Raw genomic sequence first — 20,084 nt, forward strand, 5'->3', positions numbered from 1 at the left:
TTTTTATTGGCTATAGAAAATAGAACAAAGGTATACCCTAGTTATGGATCTAAAACAGATTAAGGCTTTTGTTGCAATCGCTGAATTACAGAGTTTTAGCGCGGCTGCCAAGACCACAGGGCTATCACAGCCAAGTCTCAGTCGGCTGTTAAAACAGCTGGAAGCTGATATTGGTGTCGAGCTCATTAATCGTTATCACCGACCACTACAGATGACAGAAGCTGGACTGTTTTTTTATGACAAAGTAAGCGCTGTACTGACCGAGCTGTCAACTATTACTAATATGACTCAGCGGCTGGCAGCACCTAACGCAACGCTCAATATTGGCTTTGTCCCCTCAGTACTCTACGGTCTGCTGCCAGAAGTTATCGCCACCCTAAAGCAACATAGCACTAGTCGCAGTGACAATAATAACAGCAATAGTGATAGCTCCAATAAAGAGTGTAAACCCTCAAAACTTGCCAGTACCGACTACCCTACTGATATCGAAGTCAACCTTAAGGATATCAGTTCCTACCAACAAGTTGAGGCGCTAAAATCGGGTGAGATCGACGTAGGTTTTAGCCGATTCCCTCATCAGGATCCATGGATTCAGCAGATTTTGTTACGCCATGAGCGTTATGTAGTCGCTTTGCCAAAAGCGCATCCTCTAGCTCACACTAAAGACCAGCGTTTGATTGATTTGGTCAATAACCGCTTGATTCTATATCATCAAACTCACTTGCCAGCGCAGATAACTGACATAACCGACATAAGTGCTGGCGCTTTTACAGTTAGTACAACAGCCACTCACAACGACCAGCCTACAGTGCCTAACGCCAACCGCACTAAGACTACGGCGGCTCATAGTGTGACTGAACCTTTATTAAACTTGTTTGCTCAATACGGTATCACCCCATTTGCTACCACTAAGGTGAGTGATTTACAAGTGGCGCTGGGGCTAGTCGCTGCCGGTGAAGGGATTACTTTAGTGCCTGCCAGCTTGCAAAACATGCGTACTGATCAGATTAGCTATCAGCGTCTGATTCACGAAAATGTCACTTCCCCTATTTATCTACATACCCTAAAAGACTTTAGCCATCCTAAAGTTCCTAACTTATTAAACGCTATTTATGAAGTCTATGAGAAGCGTGGTATCACTTATCGGCGGCAGCAGTTTGTCTAAAAATTAAGCACTCAAAACGGATAGTTGGTTTAAACCACGAAAATAATTATTATCCTTAATTAAGTGCGCTATGCTAAAGTTACCACTATTTTTATTTATTGATAAACTTTAATCGGCAAAAATTACTAGCAAGCTCTCACAGGTCAGTGATAGCTTGCCATATTTTATATTTGGGGTACTCATGACCACACAACGACTCAACAATCCAGATGCAACAGCCAGTACTGCACAAGAAGGCTTTAGCTGGCGTATATTTGGGCCTGGAATTTTGATGGCGACAGCAGCTATTGGTGGCTCGCATTTGATTTCATCGACACAAGCGGGCGCAATCTACGGCTGGCAGTTGGCTATCATGATTATTTTAGCTAACGTCTTTAAATATCCATTCTTTCGTTTCGGTACAGATTATGTCTATGATACTGGCGAGAGTCTAATTGCCGGTTATGCCAAACGCTCAAAAGCCTATCTTTGGATCTACTTTATTCTCTCTGTCCTGTCGGCAGTGATTAGTACTGGTGCCGTATCCTTGATTGCTGCAGTGATCTTAGGCTTTATGCTACCCGCCTCTATTGGCTTGTCAACGATTGCCTTGGCACTGATAGTAACCGCGGTATGCTGGGTATTTTTGATAGCGGGTCACTATAAGCTGCTCGATGGGCTAACCAAATGGATTATGATTGCGTTGACTACCGCAACCCTAGCAGCGGTAATTATCGCCGCTGGCAAGCCAACGGTAGTGACTCCAGACTTTATAGCCGCTTCTCCTTGGAACTTAGCGACCTTGGGTTTCATTGTAGCGCTAATGGGCTGGATGCCAGCGCCACTTGAGTTTGCGGCAATTACTTCTATGTGGACTTCAGCTAAGAGAAAAGCTGATAATACGACTAAGCGTCAAGGACTGCTTGATTTCAACGTTGGCTATTCGATCTCTGCTATTTTGGCACTATTCTTTTTAGCACTAGGGGTATTTGTACAGTACGGTTCTGGTCAAGAGATACAGATCGCCGGCGGTGCTTACATCGACCAGCTTATTAGTATGTATACCAACACTATTGGTGAATGGTCTCGACTGCTAGTCGCCTTCGTAGCCTTTATGTGCATGTTCGGTACTACCATTACTTGTGCAGATGGCTACGGACGTGCCAATGCCGAGTGCTGGCGCTTGTTAAAAGGTGAAAGTGAGATCAATAAGAAACAAGTCGCCTTTTGGACCACTTATGCTATCGGTGGCGGCTTAGTTATCATTAGTTTCTTCGCAGGACAGTTAGGCACTATGCTGAAATTCGCTATGATATCTGCCTTTGTTTCGGCGCCTATTTTTGGTTGGCTTAACTACTCATTGGTTAAGAGCCATCAAAAACTATCACCCGGTATGAATGCTCTATCGATTGCTGGCTTGATATTCTTAGGCGGTTTTGCTCTGTTGTTCCTAGCCAATTTTGCTGGGCTATTTGCTTAGGCCTTTATTGCTCACGTCGCCTAACAAAGTAATCTAACCTTCTATTAATCAAAGCCCCTTTAGCTTAGTTAGCTATAGGGGCTTTTTTATTCAATTGTCCAGTATCCACTGAGTACTGGTCTTTTCATTAGTAATATTGATATTAGTAGGCAGCTTCTCTAAGTCTCTACAGATACACGAGGGTTAATTGTAACTAGATGTAAATCTTGTCTAACTATTATCCCCTCCATTTTGGTTGTTATGAATAAAGCAGACATTAAACAACTGTTTTATAGATATAATTATTCATAAAACGGATAGATTAATTTTTTTTAAATAGTTAATAGTTATTTATTAAACAATAGCTCTTTAATAGCTCTTTAAAAGTGCTTGGATTATCTATAGTCTAAAGGTATTCAGGCATTGTACAGATACCCTACACCTAGCCCACTTTATCGTTATATTAAAAATATACCGTGTTAAAAAAGCTTATATTAAAACCAGCTAAGGATTATAAAATGACTTCAATTTCAGCAGGCGCGCGCTTTCGTAATGCCATGCAACAGCAAAACACTAACAACCAACCCCTACAAATCGTCGGTACTATCAATGCTTATACGGCTATGATGGCCACTCAAGCTGGTCATAAAGCTATATACCTTTCTGGTGCTGGCGTAGCCAATGCTTCATTTGGTCTACCAGACTTAGGTATGACTAGCCTAGATAATGTATTAGAGGATGCCCGTCGTATTACTGACGCGGTCGACACCCCTTTACTAGTAGATATCGATACTGGCTTTGGTGGTGCATTTAATATTGCACAGACCATCAGAAAAATGGAAAAAGCTGGGGTTGCAGCCGTGCATATCGAAGACCAAGTAGCTCAAAAGCGCTGTGGTCATCGCCCTAATAAAGAAATCGTCAGTATCGCTGAGATGGTCGATCGCCTAAAGGCAGCTATGGATGCCAAAACTGACGAGAATTTTGTAGTGATGGCCCGTACTGATGCTTTATCGGTTGAAGGGTTAGATGCTGCTGTTGAACGTGCACTGGCCTTTCAAGAAGCGGGGGCGGATATGATCTTTGCTGAAGCTTTGACTGATATCGAGATGTATCGTAAGTTCACTGATGTGTTAGATATTCCAGTACTAGCTAACATGACGGAATTTGGTCAGACGGATCTTTATACTACTGAGCAGCTACAAGGCGTTGGTGTTGATATGGTGTTATATCCATTGTCAGCCTTTCGAGCGATGAACAAAGCCGCCTTGAACGTCTATCAGCATATTCTCTCTGATGGCACCCAAGACAAAGTCGTCGATACTATGCAAACCCGTATGGAGCTTTATCATTTCTTAAACTATCATGAGTTCGAGCAAACTTTAGACAAACTATTTGCCGATAATAAATAAACGACTCATTTTACTAGCAGCAGTCTACTAGTAGCAGTAAACCGTACTATTCAAGCGCTGATTTAATCATAGACGACCGTACTCAGCGCTTGACCTAACAGCAAGTAACCGTTTTTACTTACCCTAAGCTACCAACAAAAGGAATTTACCATGGCAGCACACCAAGCAGGACAAAAGGAACTCTCAGGCGCAGGTCTTCGTGGTCAAGTCGCAGGCAAAACAGCATTATCTACAGTCGGAAAATCAGGCTCTGGTCTGACTTATCGTGGTTACGATGTCTCAGAGCTGGCAGACAAGTGCATCTTTGAAGAAGTCGCTTATCTATTGCTATACGGCAATCTACCGACTCAAGCTGAGCTGGATGCTTATCAAGCTAAGCTTAAAAAGCTACGTGGCCTACCACAGCCGTTAAAAGACGTACTTGAGCGTATCCCAAGCGATGCGCATCCGATGGATGTATTGCGTACTGGTTGCTCTATGCTGGGTAACCTTGAGACTGAAATAGCTTTTGCCGAAGAAAACGATCAAGCTGATCGTATGCTAGCGGTTTTCCCTTCTATTATTAACTACTGGTATCGCTTCACTCATGACAATGAGCGTATCGAAACTGAGACTGATGATGACACTATCGGTGGTCACTTCCTACATCTGCTTAAAGGTGAAAAGCCAAACGAGCTGCACGAAAAGGTTATGAACGTCTCTTTGATTCTTTATGCTGAGCATGAGTTCAATGCCTCAACCTTTACTGCTCGTGTCTGTGCTTCTACTTTATCTGACATTCATTCTTGTATCACTGGTGCCATTGGTTCTTTACGGGGTCACTTGCATGGCGGTGCTAATGAGGCAGCAATGGATATGATTGCTGGCTTTAACTCAGCAGATGAAGCAGAAACGGAAATGATGGCTATGCTGGCGCGTAAAGATAAGATTATGGGCTTTGGTCATGCGATTTATAACGAATCAGATCCACGTAACGTGGTCATCAAGGGCTGGGCTGAGAAACTAGCAGCAGACGTTGGTGATGAGGTGCTCTACCCTGTATCTGTACGCTGTGAAGAAGTCATGTGGCGTGAGAAAAAACTGTTCTGTAACGCAGATTTCTTCCATGCGTCAGCCTATCACTTCATGGGTATTCCAACTAAGCTGTTCACCCCTATCTTTGTCTGCTCGCGCCTAACGGGTTGGGCCTCGCATGTGTTTGAACAGCGGGCTAATAACCGTATCATTCGCCCAAGTGCCGAGTATATCGGTGAAGAATTGCGTTATGTGCCGGATATTAGTGCTCGTTAATAGTTCGCAGTAAAGCAATAGGTTGCTTAATGGTAGGGTGTGCCCCGCGCGCCCTACCGCTATTGTCAGCTATTTATAACGTTTTTTTAGCAAAGACTTATTTAACAATTCACAATGACTTTGCTAAAAGAATTACTCTTTTATTATATTTTCTTCACATTCCAAACAGCTAACTGCCAAAGGTGACTTATGGACAACGCTCTAGTACAACCGATGAACGACCACTTCAAAAAGCCTTTACCTGATACCGAGCTGCATTATTTTGATACTCGCGAAGCCGTTGAAAATATTCAGGCTGGCGCGTATGACAAGCTCCCGTTTTGCTCAAAGGTATTGTGCGAAAACTTAGTGCGTCGTTGCCCACCAGAGGATTTAACCGCTGCGCTAAAACAACATATCGAAGGTAAGCAAGATCTTGATTTTCCTTGGTATCCTGCGCGTGTAGTTTGTCATGATATTTTAGGTCAAACTGCGTTTGTAGATTTAGCCGGCCTACGGGATGCTATCGCTGAGCAAGGTGGCGATCCTTCGAAAGTTAATCCTATCGTACCCACTCAATTAATCGTTGACCACTCCTTAGCTGTTGAACATGCAGGCTTTGAAGAAGATGCTTTTGAAAAAAACCGAGCTATCGAAGAGCGTCGTAACGATGACCGTTTTCACTTTATCAACTGGTGTCAGTATGCCTTTGATAACGTCAACGTAGTGCCACCTGGTAATGGCATTATGCATCAAATTAACCTTGAGAAGATGTCACCTGTTGTACAAGTAGCTAAGGGTAAAGACGGCTATAAAGTTGCCTTTGCGGATACGCTAGTTGGTACTGACAGCCATACACCAATGGTTGATGCCTTAGGGGTGATCTCTATCGGTGTTGGTGGCTTAGAAGCTGAAAGCGTGATGCTCGGTAATCCTTCCTATATGCGCCTGCCAGATTACGTTGGTGTCAAACTCACCGGTAAATTGCAAAAAGGTATAACGGGTACCGATTTAGTACTCGCAATGACCGAATTCTTACGTGATGCTGGAGTGGTTTCGACTTATATCGAATTCTTCGGTGAAGGTGCTCGCCAGCTCAGCGTTGGTGATCGTGCTTCTATCTCCAACATGACCCCTGAATATGGCGCGACCGCAGCGATGTTCTATATCGATGAGCAAACCATCGATTATTTACGCTTGACTGGTCGTAGCGAAGCACAAATCAAACTAGTCGAGCAGTACGCTAAGCAAACTGGCCTATGGGCTGATGGCATGGAAAAAGCCGAATACGCCCGTGTGCTTGAGTTTGATTTGTCAGCAGTAGTACGGAATATGGCCGGTCCCTCGCGTCCACATGCTCGGGTATCAACGACCGACTTAGTCGCTAAAGGTATCGCCCACGGCGCTGATGAAAAACTACCAGAGCCAAAAGACGGTATGATGCCAGACGGCGCGGTTATTATTGCAGCTATCACTAGCTGTACTAATACTTCCAACCCACGCAATATGGTGGCTGCTGGACTAGTCGCTCGTAATGCTAATGAAAAAGGTCTATTGCGTAAGCCTTGGGTGAAGTCCTCTTTAGCCCCTGGTTCTAAGACCGTAAAAATGTATCTAGAAGAAGCTGGTCTGATGTCTGAGCTACAACAGATTGGATTCGATGTGGTGGGCTTTGCTTGTACTACTTGTAATGGTATGAGTGGCGCACTCGACCCTGATATCGAAAAAGAGATTATCGATAACGACTTGTTTACTACGGCTGTGTTATCGGGTAACCGTAACTTTGATGGTCGTATCCATCCTTATGCTAAGCAAGCATTCTTAGCATCACCGCCATTGGTTATCGCTTATGCTATCGCTGGTAATATTCGCTTTGATATCGAAAAAGACTCATTAGGCCAAGACCAAAACGGTAATGATGTTTATCTAAAAGACATCTGGTTCGATGATGATGAAGTTGATGCTATCGTTGCCGCAGCCGTGAAACCCGAACAGTTCAATGCGGTGTATATACCGATGTTCGATGAAGCCAAAAAAGATACAGGCAAAGCTTTAAGCCCACTATACAACTGGCGTGAGCAAACCACTTATATCCGTCGTCCGCCGTATTGGGAAGGCAAAATGGCAGCGATGAATAAGCTAAAAGGCATGCGCCCATTAGCGGTACTTGGTGATAACATCACCACCGACCATTTGTCACCGTCTAATGCTATCTTAGGGGATTCAGCGGCTGGCGAGTATCTTGACACTATGGGTCTACCTTCTGAGGACTATAACTCTTATGCCACCCATCGCGGTGATCACTTAACAGCTCAACGTGCTACTTTTGCCAATCCTAAACTGCTTAATGAAATGGTACGTGATGGCAGTGATAATAAGAGCGGTGATGTTATTCAAGGCTCGCTAGCTCGTGTTGAGCCCGAAGGTCAAGTTATGCGCATGTGGGAAGCCATTGAAACCTATATGAACCGTAATCAGCCGCTTATCATTATCGCAGGTGATGGCTATGGTCAAGGCTCAAGCCGTGACTGGGCTGCTAAAGGCGTGCGTTTAGCCGGGGTGGAAGTAGTGGTCGCTGAGGACTTTGAGCGCATTCACCGTCAAAACTTAGTCGGTATGGGTGCTCTGCCCCTACAGTTCGAAAAAGGCGTTACGCGCAATACGCTTAATATCGACGGTACCGAAGTATTTGATGTGACCGGTGAAGTATCTGCTGGCGGTATGATGACGCTAGTGATTAACCGTACTGACGGCAGCAAAACAGAAGTGCCTATCATCTGCCGTTTAGATACTGCTGATGAAGTAAAGATGTATAACGCTGGCGGTATGCTGCAGCGTTTTGCTAAAGAGTTTATCGATGGTACGTTAGATATTGCTTAGTTTTTTAGCACTCTAAGCTGATAAATACAAAGGAGCCGATGTTGTATAGTTTATATGGCATCGGTTTTTTAATTTTAGTCATCAATAAACATTGGTATCTATTATTGAAATTAACGTTATAAAATTAATATGCTGGGCTAAAGGTATAGCCTACAAAAATTAAGGATTTTTCAGCGGGTGAAGTGACATAAAGATTTTTATAATTTGGGATTAATAAATGAAGTGCTTAGTATTAATGATTTTATTATTCTGTAGTTCATGCTTTGCAAAAGAGATGAATACAGCTACTGCACATTATAATTTTGCAACAAAAGCAATAAGAAGCTTAGATAGTTCAATGACTGATTGTGATTCATATGCACTCCAAGACCCTGAAACAGAATGGATATGCGGTAGTTATGCTCAAGAACATCAGGGTTTTATAAATGATTGGGAAGCTTTGACACAGTCATTTAACCATAAACTAATACAGCATTCTGATTGGTCAGTTTTTTATAATGCTGACGATTCAGTAGATTTCTATGGTAAGACATATTATTTCAATGAAACTGAGATGCTTGTTGCATTTGACCCCTCAGAAACAGGAAGAGAAATTTTTATAGGTGTAAGTCCTCAGGTTTTTTCATTAATTTCTAGCGCTGATAAATACGTTGAAACAACGCCAAATATACCAAAGACGACTTCTTCGCAATCCGATCTGCATGGAAACTATAACTGTAAAAACTTTAGTAGCCAGGCTGAAGCAATACAATTTTTCACATCTAATGGGTTCAACTCTAATTATGACCCATATAACTTAGATGCTGATAACAATGGTATTCCCTGTGAAGTCTTTCAAAAAAATAGCAGTTATTCAAACCAGTGTTCTACAGGCGAATACTGGGTTAATTCTTACGTAAGAAAAAATGGTACTAAAGTTAGAGATCATTGTAGAAAAAGACGATAAAAACTTTAGTTGAACTAGGTTGGATTCTTAAACATAGGCCTTATTTTGCCAATCGTTATGCTCAACTCATAGTTAGTTTAAGAGTTGATTTTGCAATATATAAACTGACTACTTTAGGATAGATAACATGAAAATAATTAATTTTTCAGAGGCTAATAATGATCTAAAAGTAATTTTAGATGCTGTATGTGACTACGATAAAATAATGACTATCGAACGTCCTAAAGCAGACGATGCGGTAATTATGTCGCTTAAACATTATGATAGTTTGATGGAAACGCTGTATTTACTTAAGTCGCCCGCTAACGTTGCTCATTTAGCTAAGTCTATTGCACAGTATCGATCTAGTGATCGGATTAGAAATTAATGTAATGACAGAAATTCATCAATAGAAAGCACTTTCGTTTTAGAACCAACATAAGCGTAGCATGCTCTAGTTTTTTGCCTAAAGTTATAGTCATCTGAGATAACATAGTCAAAGTGCCAAGCAGTTCCAGCATGAGCTGCATCACGCATAGATGCAGCATGGAAACCTTTTTTATTAGTATCATTTTGAAATTTGTCAGGATAATAGCCTATCCAATTAAGAAAGTTAAAAAAGAATTCAATTTTTGTTTCTATATTGTTTTCATTGAATTGAAATATATTTATAAAGTGAGGGTCGTAATCACATAGAGCTTTGATAGCAACGAACATAGCTTGTTCAGCTTCTATTGCCTTAACTTCGGTATCTATTTTGATATACTGTCTAAACTTAACTGGGTCAAAGTCTAGTAGCTCATCACTTATACTGGAAAAATATTTTATTGTAAAACCAGCTGCTTTTTTTGAAATATATTTATTTGCTCTTATCATTATTGGTAATCGTTCATTGAGATAAGAAAATGGCATGTCAATAGCTTCGCTAAGCATATTATTAAAACTGTCCTTAGTAGTTATTCCAACATTGATACCGTTTAGCTTCTTGATAAAATTTTTAGCACTGAAATGTATTTTTTTAGAGAACTTATTTTCATATGACTTGACAAAATTTTCGTAAATATTAGTCACGTCGTGTTCATCGAGTGTGAATATACTGTTCAAGTAAATCGCATTTAACAACTTTAAAGTTTTCAGATGTTCTTCGATATAGTCTTTATTACCTATATTATATATTTCACTTAAAGTTACACGTGAGTAAACTATAGTATATTCCTTAGAAATCAGTAATTTTAGTAGTTGTACAAACTTTAAATCATTTGCATATAGCTTATTGATTCTCAACTCTGTTAAAACATTTTGGTCTAAATAAATTGTTTTCTTGGTTTCAACCATAGTTAAATTTTTCCAATGTAATTGATATCACTATAATAGCATTAATAAAAAAGGACTCCATCAATGACCCTACCAAAATTCGCCCCGCAAATCTCTGTCCCTGCTACTTATATGCGGGGCGGCACCTCAAAAGGCACGTTTTTTAAACTATCTGACTTACCTGAGCGTTGCCAAGTGGCTGGCGAGGCTCGTGATAAGTTTTTGCTACGAGTTATTGGTAGCCCTGACCCTTACGGTAAGCAAATCGATGGCTTGGGTAATGGTAGCTCAAGTACTTCTAAGACGGTGATCTTGTCCAAGTCAGAAAAGAATGATCACGATGTCAATTACCTGTTTGGCCAAGTCAATATCGCCAAGCCAATGATAGATTGGGCAGGCAACTGTGGTAATTTGACGGCGGCGGTTGGTGCTTGTGCTATTAATATGGGTTTAGTCGCTGCGCAGAAAATTGCTGACAGTGCCGCTAGCGGTATCTGTGAAGTACGGATTTGGCAGCAGAACATCAGTAAAACTATTATCGCTTACGTGCCTGTCTATCTAGATACCCAAGGCAAGGTACAAGTACAAGAAACCGGCGACTTTGAACTCGATGGCGTCACCTTCCCTGCTGCTGAGGTCAAAATTGAATTTATCGACCCTGTCGACTCATCAAGTGCTATGTTTCCCACGGGCAATCTAGTCGATGATTTCGATGTCTCAGGTTGTGGTCTAAATGCGGATAGTGTCAAAGCGACCTTTATTAGCGCAGGTATTCCGACTATTTTTCTTAAGGCTGAAGACTTAGGATTAACCGGTACTGAGCTGCAAAGTGAGGTTAATAGTGACAGCCAACTAATAGCTAAGCTTGAGAAAATCCGTGCTAAAGGCGGTGTAGCAATGGGGTTGTTTAAAAAGGTGGAAGACGCGCAAACCAGTCAGCACATGCCAAAACTGGCATGGATAGCGCCAGCAACAAGCTATAGCGCCTCTAGCGGTAAAGCCGTCTCAGCTGACGATATTGATTTAGTAGTACGGGCGATGAGTATGGGGCAGATGCATCATGCGATGATGGGCACGGCAGCGGTCGCTATTGCCGCAGCAGCAACTACCCAAGGTACGTTAGTTAACCAATCTGCTGGTGCTGGCGAGCTTAACGAAGTGCGTTTTGGCCATCCCTCAGGTACGCTACTAGTTGGTGGTAAGACTGAGCAAGTCGATGGACGCTGGCAAGCCAAAAAAGTATCGATGAGCCGCTCGGCACGACGTATTATGGTCGGTGAAGTCTTTGTCGCAGCAGATGCTTTTTAGCTTTTGCTTTTAGCTGGGCCTAACTATGCCTAACATTTTAAATATGCTTGATTAATCTAATAGCTACTACCATAAAGGGATTGCCAATAAGCGGTCCCTTTACAGTTTATTAGTCCTAGACCGTTTTTTTAGCTTAAAATTATTGTTTAAGAGCCGCTATTGCTTGCTCATTATAGTGGCTATATTGAGTAGCTCATGTTGCCTACTAGCCTTATGGCTATATTTTCGGAAAAAAGTATAGGATAATGCTATTTACCATCAAGCTAGTTATTGACCATTTTCGGGTTTAGCTCGCTAGTTATTGACTAGCACTATGCCACATCAGCGCTAGCCCCTATTTAAATACTGAGATTTGTACAGCCGACGCTATGCCAACAACCCCTGAACTTAGTAAATCACCATTCGATAAAAAGCCACCAGTCAAAAAAACTGAGCGTCGGGCTTTGTTGTGGGATATCCTCAAAAAGCTGGCGGTATTTGCTGCGCCTTATAAAATCTTAATTATTGCCACTTTAGTTTTGACGGTGCTTGGCTCATTTACCGCGCAGGTCAACGCTTTTGTATTACGTTATACCGTAGATACTTTAACTGAGATTACTACCCTTGCTGACCCTTGGCAGGCAGGTTTACGGATGCTAGGTATCATCAGTGCAGTACTATTGACCAAAGAAGTGCTATCGATATTCGTCTCTTTTGGTCAGCGCTATTTCGGTGAAAAGATTCGGATTAACCTATCACGCGACTTATCTCAAAAGATAATTGAGCGCATTCTTACCTATCGCATGGCGTTTTATACCAGTAGTGAAAATGACAGTGGTAAATTGCAAACCCGTATTGATTATGGCGTTAGCAGTCTAACCAGTCTTGTGCAAAACTTTTTTATCGATATGCTACCCCTGTTTGCCAGCGCTATTGTATCGCTGGTCATTATGTTTTCGACCAACTTTTGGATCGGTCTGGTTGGTCTTATTATCATTCCAATTTACTTTTTTATCAGTCAAAAACAAGCGCGGCGTCTGCAAGGGTTTCGTCGAGAGATGCGTGGTTTTCGAGAAGCTAAAAGTGGCTTAGTTATCTCTCTGATTAATTCGATAAGCGTGGTCAAGTCATTCGTTCGTGAGTCAATTGAAGCGGATAAGCATCTAAAAATTCAAAAAGATATGACCGATAATCAGCTTAGAATTCGTAGTATTGGCTTTATTTATGACGCCATTAAAACCTTTATTGAGCAGATCGGGGTAGTCGTTATCATCCTACTGACCGCCTACTTTGTATTAAAGGGTGAGATGACTATCGGTATGATTCTATTTCATGTGCTACTGTTTCAAAACGTCGCTGCTCCTATCCGTCAATTACATCGTATCTATGACCAAATCAATAACGCCTTAACTTATGCTGAAGGGTTCTTTGAGATATTAGAAGATGATGATCAAGTCGAAACTATAGAGGGTATGAGTGGTAAGGATCTTAAAGGCCATATTGAGCTAAAACACGTTAATTTTACTTATCCTAATGGCACTCAAGCGCTAAAAGACGTCAGCTTTACTATCAAACCCAATCGTATTACCGCCTTGGTAGGTCTAAGTGGCGCCGGCAAGAGTACGATTATCAGCTTACTGGTTAAGTTCTATCAACCGGATTCTGGCACAATCTGCTTAGATGGTCATGATCTAGCAGATTGTGATACTCATGAATTGCGCCAGCGTATTGGCTTAGTGCTACAAAGCAATCATATTTTTTCAGGCACTATCAGCGAAAATATCCGCTATGGCGATATTGATGCGAGCGATGATGATATTGTTATCGCTGCTAAAAAAGCCTCTATTCATGATCAAATTATGCAACTACCTAAAGGTTATATGAGTACCGCAAAGTCACTATCAGGTGGGCAACAGCAGCGTATCGCCTTGGCTCGAATGTTTTTAAAAGATCCCCCGATCGTGTTTCTTGATGAGCCTACCGCCAGTCTAGATGCAATCGCTAGTCAGCAAGTCAAAAAAAGCTTAGATCTGATCAAAAAAGATCGTACGGTAATTATGGTCTCGCACAATATCGCTCAGATTATCGATGCTGATGACTTAGTAGTGATCGAAGATGGCCGAGTGGTCGAGACAGGTACTCATGAAGAGCTATACAGCAAGCGTGGTAAGTACTATGAAATCTTTAGCGCCATGTCTGATAGCCTAAACTTAGATAAAATCAGCCAAACCTTAAATAGTTAATCTATGCTGAAGAACTATGCTTAAGGCATAGGCATATGAACCCTATCGTTTATGGCGCTATAATAGTTATCGACAGCTTTTTAAAGGCTTTGATTATTTTTCATCCTTTTTACGGTTGTTTACCTTATAGCCCTAGCGTTTAACAGATCAAAATTTTTTAAGAGCCCTAGACCCTATCTTTCCATTGCTAAAAGCCAGCTAATTATGACTTGTGAATTTTCTCTAAAAACCTTTGATGAGCTGACTTCAGTTGATATCTATCACATCCTAAAAGCACGTTCGCAAGTGTTCGTAGTGGAACAAAACTGCCCTTATCAGGATATGGACGAGCTTGATTTTGATTGTCTGCATTTAGTCGCCCATAACAACGAAGCCTTAGTGGGCTATTGCCGAATTATTCCGCCTGAGTTCAATAGAATGAAGTCTAACTTGTCGGTGAATAACGATCCGAGGGCAGCAGCGGCTATGCCGGCGATTGGTAGAGTGCTAGTGTTAGCGCAGTATCGTAGTCAGGGCTTGGCTCGGCAAATAATGACTGAGGCTATTAAGTACTGCCGCAAAAAATACGGTAAAAAGCCGATCATCATCTCAGCGCAGACTTATCTGATTGATTTTTATCAGTCGTTAGGCTTCGTTCCTGAAGGTGCGTATTATCTAGAAGATGGCATTGAACACGTCAAGATGGTATTAAACATCACTAAAAAAACGAAAGTAAAGAAACAAGGTTCAGATACCTCCAATGCGTCCACAATATTAGGAATTCTGCTGCTAATATTAAGCGTGTCATTCATCGCAGGACTTATATATTTGATGATTTAGTTTGGAGTTTTAGTTTGATGAATTGAGCTGCCAGTTTTACTACTTTATATAGCGTGTTTATTGAACGTATACTTTATTAACAATGAGAACCCAAAGCTATGGCAACTACTAGCAGTGACCAGCAAAAGCCTTTCCCCTCTTTAACTATGCCAACGGTACTATGGCGATTATCTGCATTTGCTGAGTTAACGGGCTATCAGGTTTACCATATTATTCAAGCCCGTGAACAAGTCTTTGTAAAAGATCAAAACTGCTCCTATGTTGATGCCGATGGTGTTGACTTTGCAGCACTGCATTTATGCGCTTATCAACAGCATGCTGCCAATAGCTCAAGTAGTAACGCAAACCTTGAATTACAGCTACTGGCTTATTGTCGCATAATTCCGCCAACCGTTACTGCTGACGGCTTTCCCCATATTGGACGGGTATTAGTTTTAGCGGACTATCGCGGTCATGGGCTGGCACGTCAATTGATGCTAAAAGCTATCGATTACTGTCATAATCAGTTCTGTAACCAGCCTATTCATATCTCAGCACAAACTTATTTGATTGAATTTTATCAAACATTAGGGTTTGTCTGTATAGGCGATGTCTATAGCAATGATAGTATCGAGCACGTCAACATGGTTCTAGCGGCACTTTAACGGCAAAGGCTGCTTTAGTGGCCTTAAGTCTCTTCCACTCTAAGTATGGTTTATGCGCATTCTCTTACGGTTTGGTCTCTCACAGCCTAGCCCTTTATAGCTTAGCCCCTTATAGCCTAGTCTTTTACACTACGTCACTGTCGCTCGATGTTGAGTATGCTATTTTTAATTAAGCTATAGCCCTTTCAAAATAAATAGAATCGTTTTTTCTGCAGTATTTTATCGTTTTAAATTGAATCGACTATATGCTTTTAAATAAGGGTTAGAGATGGCCGTCATAGCGGTTATCACCACTCATGGATGAGGAAATGACTATGTCAACTATATCAAGCGCTACTGTTGAGAGTAATGTGCGTCCGGAATATGATTTAGAGATTCAAAAAATTGCTGATTATGTCATAAATTACTCTATAGATAACGACTCACCCAATAGCGCTGATGCTTGGCAAACGGCACGCTATTGTCTAATGGATACTATCGGCTGTGGTCTGCTAGCGCTGCGCTTCCCTGAATGTACTAAGCACTTGGGGCCTAATTGTGCCGATCAGATTACTCCCAATGGATCGCGCGTCCCAGGCACCTCTTATCGACTCGATCCAGTAAAAGCGGCTTTTGATATTGGTTGTATTGTGCGCTGGTTGGATTATAACGACACTTGGCTAGCGGCCGAATGGGGTCATCCTTCAGACAATCTAGGTGGTATTTTAGCCGTAGCCGACTTTATCAGTCAGCAAAACATCAGCAAAGGCCACAGCCCACTTAAGATGCGTGATGTATTAGAAGCTATGATTATGGCGCATGAGATTCAAGGGGTGATTGCGCTAGAGAACTCCTTTAACCGAGTAGGTTTAGATCACGTGTTCTTAGTCAAGCTAGCCTCAACTGCTGTCGTTGCCAAACTCTATAACTTACCACGCGAGCGTATCATGGCTGCTATCTCGCAAGCACTGGTCGATGGCCAAGCGCTACGTACTTACCGTCATGCTCCTAACGCTGGCAGCCGTAAGTCTTGGGCAGCAGGCGATGCCACTAGTCGGGCGGTACGCTTAGTCGATATCACTAGTCGAGGTGAGATGGGTATCCCAGGAGCATTGTCTGCACCGCAGTGGGGGTTTTATGATGTGCTATTTAGCCACACCAATAAGGACTTAGCGACTAAGCCTGAAGCGGAACGTCGCTTTAGCTTTCAGCGTGAGTTCGGCAGTTATGTGATGGAAAACATCCTCTTCAAATTAAGCTTTCCTGCTGAATTTCATGCACAAACCGCTTGTGAGGCGGCAGTAATCCTCTATCCGCAAATAGAAGATAGAATCGATGAGGTCGACAGGATAGTATTGACGACTCACGAGTCAGCGATTCGTATCATCTCTAAAGAAGGGACTTTAAATAATCCAGCAGATCGTGACCATTGTTTGCAGTATATGGTAGCAGTAGCCCTGTTAACTGGTGATCTGATGGCGGAGAATTATGAAGATGACTATCATGCTCAGCATCATTTACTGATAGATTCGCTGCGTCGAAAAATGGAGGTTATCGAAGATGAGGGCTACTCTAAAGACTATCATGATCCTAATAAGCGCTCCATTGCTAACGCTATCCAAGTATTCTTTAAAGATGGCAGCAGCACCGACAAAGTAGCTATTGAGTATCCAATCGGTCATAAACGCCGGCGCATTGAGGGTATTCCAGTGCTAGAGGCGAAGTTTCAGTCCAGTTTAGCTACCCGCTTCGTTGAAGGGCGTTGTCAGGAGATCATCACCTTATGCGACGATCAAGTTGCCTTAGAGCAAACCCCAGTGAATGAGTTTATGGACAAATTTGTGATCAACTAGGTGGTTTTAAATCAGACATAGCCAAGCGCTAATTCATTCAACGTCTATAGAGACTTAAGGCTAATAAAAAGTTAATAATAAAATAAGAAGGGTCTGCTTTATTAAAAGCAGACCCTTTACGCATTACACATAGCCAAGAACGATCCTACCAAGGTATTGATTCCCCTGCCCAATCGACGAAGCTTCCGGATTGAGCAGCGCTCATGCCAGATAATACCTCTAGCAAACAATCAGCGCTGTAGGCTGGCGAGAACAGATGACCTTCCGCTACGTTCGCTTGAAAAGGTGCCGACAGCTGAGTATTGACCGTACCCGGCTGCATCACTACTACACAAGCTTGCTTTAGGGCGCGTCCCCATTCAATGCTTAAGTTCTTCATACCCATATTCAGTGCCGCTTTACTCATCCGATAGCTGTACCAGCCGCCCACTTGATTGTCGCTAATACTACCGACTCGCGCCGATATAGTGGCAAAAATAGCTGGCTGCTCATCGCTACGTTCAGCTTTCGCTAGTAGCGGCTTGATATGTTTAGCAATAAGCAGTCCAGCTAAGGCATTGATCTGCATGTTTTGTAAAAAGAAATCGGTCTCAACTTGTCTAAGAGCTTTTTCTGGTTGCGCCTGTTCAGTATGCAATAGTCCAACACAGTTCACCACCCAATCAAGATGATCACTGTGTTGCTTAATCTGCTCTACCGCCTGCTTGATGCTATCCTCGCTACCCACGTCCATCGGTAGCCATTGTAGATTATCTGCCTCGATCTCCGGCACACTATTATGGTAAGTGGCAAACACTCGAATACCAGCCCTAGCACCAGCACCTTGCTCATTAGCGGTAGCTTCTATCAGTTGCTCGACCATAGCTCGACCGATACCACCGGTACCACCGATAATCAGATAGGTTTTATTATTAGTATTAATCATAATGATTTCCTTATTAAGGATAGGTTAGTGATGACAAGTTAGTAGCGATAAGTCATTAGTTGCTGGTCTTTATTAATTATACTGCTGTTGCTTATGAACCTTTAAGCTATCTTAGAGTGCTAGCTGCTGATATATAGCAAAAAACCTATAAATCATCTTGGTTCTATTACCATAGCAAACCCTTGTACATATTGATGTTGTTTGCCCGTTGGTTATGTATCTAACTCAGAGTATTAATACAAAACAAGTAAATAGCAGGCTACTAATTAAAGCTACGGCCAATAAAAAAGCCGCCCTAGTAAGGCGACTTTTTTATTAACTTATTTATCTAAAATATAAGAAATGCTGTCATTAAGTCAATTAATGAGCGGATTCTTTTGGTCCTACAGGCACTTCTTTATGATCAACATCGAATAATTTGCCTTCTGTGAAGTAATCGCCTTCTGTCAATTCTATGATGACAGCAGGACGTACAGAACGGTCTTCAGTACCAGCGGCGAATACCGACTGATTCTCTGAATTACCAAGTTTAAGATGGTTGAACAATAAGTTTAGAGCAATAGCCATGATCGCAGTAGAGCTGATACCTGAATGGAAAATAGTAGCAAACCAGTCTGGGAATTGATCATAGAATGCAGGAGCAGCAATTGGCAACATACCAAAGCCGATTGAAGTAGCAACAATGATTAAGTTCATGTTATTAGTATAGCTAACTTGCGCTAGGGTACGGATACCACTAGCCGCTACTGTACCGAATAGAACGATACCAGCGCCGCCTAGTACCGCAGTAGGAACAGTAGCAATCACACGTCCCATCAACGGCATCAAGCCTAACACTACCAAGATAACACCAGCAGCAGCAACTACAAAACGACTCTTAACGTTAGTAACGGCAACTAAGCCAACGTTTTGTGCAAAAGCACTTTGAGTGAATGAGCCGAACATTGGCGCAACGATACTTGAAACCATATCAGCACGTAGGCCATCACCTAGACGTTTTGAGTCGATCTTAGTATCAATGATGTCACCAACCGCTAGGATGTCTGCTGAAGTTTCTACTAAGATCACTAGTACTACAATGAACATAGAGATGATAGCAGCAAGCTCAAAGGTAGGAGCACCAAAATGGAATGGTGTAGGAAAAGCAAAGATAGGTCCGGTCATAACATTAGAGAAATCAACCATACCTACTGCCCAAGCGGCAATAGTACCGATAACCATCGCTAGCAGTATCGATAAGCGACTGATAGCTGCATTACCCAATTTGCTCAATAGCAATACTAAAGCTAGCGTAAACGCTGCTAAGCCGATGTTAGCCATACTACCAAAGTCAGGAGCCTTGCTATTGCCACCCATAGCCCAACGTGCCGCTACTGGCATCAAAGTCAGACCAATAGTGGTAATAACCGCACCAGTAACTAATGGTGGAAAGAACTTAATAATCTTGGAGAAGATTGGAGTAATTAAAAGCCCGAGTGCCGAGGCAGCTATTACCGCACCAAATACTGAAGGAAGTCCGCCTCCTGAGGTCACAATGGCGACGATAGTTGCCACACTAGCGAATGATACGCCCTGTACTAATGGGAGCTGACAACCAAAAAATGGAATGCCAAGAGTTTGTAATAAAGTCGCTAAACCACCAATAAATAGTGAAGCAGCAATAAGAAGTCCGATCTCTGCTGGACCTAAACCTGCAGCTTGACCGACAATAAGAGGTACAGCAATGATTCCGCCATACATAGTTAGTACGTGTTGAAAGCCATAAGCGATATTGGCTACAAGACCTAGATTCTCATCTTCTGGGCGTTCAAACGTTGGTTGAGAGGTAGATTTGATGTCCATAAATAGGCGTGCTCCCTGCAGGTTATGCTTGTAATATGTCCAAACTGACACATAGTGCATTAGGTTGAAAAAATAAATTATGAGTCATC

The 20,084-nt window shown here is 42.2% G+C and carries 15 protein-coding genes; 12 read left to right on the plus strand and 3 right to left on the minus strand.

The window, feature by feature from the left end:
- The first annotated feature begins 43 nt into the window (after window positions 1-43).
- The 7 genes from KPY62_RS00790 to KPY62_RS00820 all read left to right on the plus strand — a co-directional run bounded on the left by KPY62_RS00790 (window position 44) and on the right by KPY62_RS00820 (window position 9,477).
- Window positions 44-1,165, plus strand: coding sequence for a LysR family transcriptional regulator (locus KPY62_RS00790; RefSeq protein WP_216580396.1), 1,122 nt, complete (start codon window positions 44-46; stop codon window positions 1,163-1,165).
- 181 nt (window positions 1,166-1,346) lie between these two features.
- Window positions 1,347-2,624 (plus strand): NRAMP family divalent metal transporter, encoded by a 1,278-nt coding sequence (locus KPY62_RS00795; protein ID WP_216580397.1) that lies wholly within the window; start codon window positions 1,347-1,349, stop codon window positions 2,622-2,624.
- 497 nt (window positions 2,625-3,121) lie between these two features.
- Complete coding sequence (gene prpB, locus KPY62_RS00800; RefSeq protein ID WP_216580398.1) at window positions 3,122-4,015, plus strand: methylisocitrate lyase; 894 nt, start codon at window positions 3,122-3,124, stop codon at window positions 4,013-4,015.
- Between the two features lie 150 nt (window positions 4,016-4,165).
- Window positions 4,166-5,305, plus strand: a complete 1,140-nt coding sequence (prpC, locus tag KPY62_RS00805) for a bifunctional 2-methylcitrate synthase/citrate synthase (protein ID WP_216580399.1) — start codon at window positions 4,166-4,168, stop codon at window positions 5,303-5,305.
- A 213-nt stretch (window positions 5,306-5,518) separates the two neighbouring features.
- Complete coding sequence (gene acnD / locus KPY62_RS00810; protein ID WP_216582979.1) at window positions 5,519-8,164, plus strand: Fe/S-dependent 2-methylisocitrate dehydratase AcnD; 2,646 nt, start codon at window positions 5,519-5,521, stop codon at window positions 8,162-8,164.
- A gap of 274 nt (window positions 8,165-8,438) precedes the next feature.
- A complete protein-coding gene (locus KPY62_RS00815; RefSeq protein ID WP_216580400.1) occupies window positions 8,439-9,110 on the plus strand; it encodes an excalibur calcium-binding domain-containing protein in 672 nt (223 codons plus the stop codon).
- A 127-nt stretch (window positions 9,111-9,237) separates the two neighbouring features.
- Complete coding sequence (locus tag KPY62_RS00820) at window positions 9,238-9,477, plus strand: type II toxin-antitoxin system Phd/YefM family antitoxin (RefSeq protein ID WP_216580401.1); 240 nt, start codon at window positions 9,238-9,240, stop codon at window positions 9,475-9,477.
- Here KPY62_RS00820 and KPY62_RS00825 read toward each other — a convergent pair.
- Window positions 9,474-10,424, minus strand: coding sequence for a hypothetical protein (locus tag KPY62_RS00825; protein ID WP_216580402.1), 951 nt, complete (start codon window positions 10,422-10,424; stop codon window positions 9,474-9,476). The genes KPY62_RS00820 and KPY62_RS00825 overlap by 4 nt on opposite strands.
- A gap of 63 nt (window positions 10,425-10,487) precedes the next feature.
- Between KPY62_RS00825 and prpF the strand changes: the two genes are divergently transcribed.
- From prpF to KPY62_RS00850, 5 genes are all read left to right on the plus strand, one after another.
- Window positions 10,488-11,711 (plus strand): 2-methylaconitate cis-trans isomerase PrpF, encoded by a 1,224-nt coding sequence (gene prpF, locus KPY62_RS00830; RefSeq protein ID WP_216580403.1) that lies wholly within the window; start codon window positions 10,488-10,490, stop codon window positions 11,709-11,711.
- A 368-nt stretch (window positions 11,712-12,079) separates the two neighbouring features.
- Entirely contained in the window at window positions 12,080-13,933 is a 1,854-nt protein-coding gene (locus tag KPY62_RS00835; protein ID WP_228730508.1) for an ABC transporter ATP-binding protein, read from the plus strand.
- Between the two features lie 204 nt (window positions 13,934-14,137).
- Entirely contained in the window at window positions 14,138-14,752 is a 615-nt protein-coding gene (locus tag KPY62_RS00840; RefSeq protein ID WP_216580404.1) for a GNAT family N-acetyltransferase, read from the plus strand.
- Between the two features lie 98 nt (window positions 14,753-14,850).
- The gene (locus KPY62_RS00845; protein WP_216580405.1) at window positions 14,851-15,396 is read left to right on the plus strand and encodes a GNAT family N-acetyltransferase; all 546 of its coding nucleotides are present in this window, start codon (window positions 14,851-14,853) and stop codon (window positions 15,394-15,396) included.
- A gap of 314 nt (window positions 15,397-15,710) precedes the next feature.
- Window positions 15,711-17,228 carry a bifunctional 2-methylcitrate dehydratase/aconitate hydratase gene (locus KPY62_RS00850; protein ID WP_216580406.1) on the plus strand — a complete coding sequence of 506 codons (1,518 nt, stop codon included), beginning with the start codon at window positions 15,711-15,713 and terminating at the stop codon, window positions 17,226-17,228.
- A 145-nt stretch (window positions 17,229-17,373) separates the two neighbouring features.
- Here the strand turns inward: KPY62_RS00850 and KPY62_RS00855 are convergent, their stop codons facing one another.
- Window positions 17,374-18,153 (minus strand): SDR family oxidoreductase, encoded by a 780-nt coding sequence (locus KPY62_RS00855; RefSeq protein ID WP_216580407.1) that lies wholly within the window; start codon window positions 18,151-18,153, stop codon window positions 17,374-17,376.
- A gap of 360 nt (window positions 18,154-18,513) precedes the next feature.
- Window positions 18,514-19,995: a nucleobase:cation symporter-2 family protein gene (locus KPY62_RS00860; protein ID WP_216580408.1), complete on the minus strand. Its 1,482-nt coding sequence runs from the start codon at window positions 19,993-19,995 to the stop codon at window positions 18,514-18,516.
- Window positions 19,996-20,084: the final 89 nt, after the last annotated feature.

This window comes from Psychrobacter sp. TAE2020 (assembly GCF_018919485.1).
Taxonomy (GTDB): domain Bacteria; phylum Pseudomonadota; class Gammaproteobacteria; order Pseudomonadales; family Moraxellaceae; genus Psychrobacter.

Bases quoted from the DNA above. Each gene is read 5' to 3' on its own strand.
- KPY62_RS00790 (WP_216580396.1), top strand. From the start codon at position 44: ATGGATCTAAAACAGATTAAGGCTTTTGTTGCAATCGCTGAATTACAG.
- KPY62_RS00795 (WP_216580397.1), top strand. From the start codon at position 1,347: ATGACCACACAACGACTCAACAATCCAGATGCAACAGCCAGTACTGCA.
- prpB (WP_216580398.1), top strand. From the start codon at position 3,122: ATGACTTCAATTTCAGCAGGCGCGCGCTTTCGTAATGCCATGCAACAG.
- prpC (WP_216580399.1), top strand. From the start codon at position 4,166: ATGGCAGCACACCAAGCAGGACAAAAGGAACTCTCAGGCGCAGGTCTT.
- acnD (WP_216582979.1), top strand. From the start codon at position 5,519: ATGAACGACCACTTCAAAAAGCCTTTACCTGATACCGAGCTGCATTAT.
- KPY62_RS00815 (WP_216580400.1), top strand. From the start codon at position 8,439: ATGAATACAGCTACTGCACATTATAATTTTGCAACAAAAGCAATAAGA.
- KPY62_RS00820 (WP_216580401.1), top strand. From the start codon at position 9,238: ATGAAAATAATTAATTTTTCAGAGGCTAATAATGATCTAAAAGTAATT.
- KPY62_RS00825 (WP_216580402.1), bottom strand. From the start codon at position 10,424: ATGGTTGAAACCAAGAAAACAATTTATTTAGACCAAAATGTTTTAACA.
- prpF (WP_216580403.1), top strand. From the start codon at position 10,488: ATGACCCTACCAAAATTCGCCCCGCAAATCTCTGTCCCTGCTACTTAT.
- KPY62_RS00835 (WP_228730508.1), top strand. From the start codon at position 12,080: ATGCCAACAACCCCTGAACTTAGTAAATCACCATTCGATAAAAAGCCA.
- KPY62_RS00840 (WP_216580404.1), top strand. From the start codon at position 14,138: ATGACTTGTGAATTTTCTCTAAAAACCTTTGATGAGCTGACTTCAGTT.
- KPY62_RS00845 (WP_216580405.1), top strand. From the start codon at position 14,851: ATGGCAACTACTAGCAGTGACCAGCAAAAGCCTTTCCCCTCTTTAACT.
- KPY62_RS00850 (WP_216580406.1), top strand. From the start codon at position 15,711: ATGTCAACTATATCAAGCGCTACTGTTGAGAGTAATGTGCGTCCGGAA.
- KPY62_RS00855 (WP_216580407.1), bottom strand. From the start codon at position 18,153: ATGATTAATACTAATAATAAAACCTATCTGATTATCGGTGGTACCGGT.
- KPY62_RS00860 (WP_216580408.1), bottom strand. From the start codon at position 19,995: ATGGACATCAAATCTACCTCTCAACCAACGTTTGAACGCCCAGAAGAT.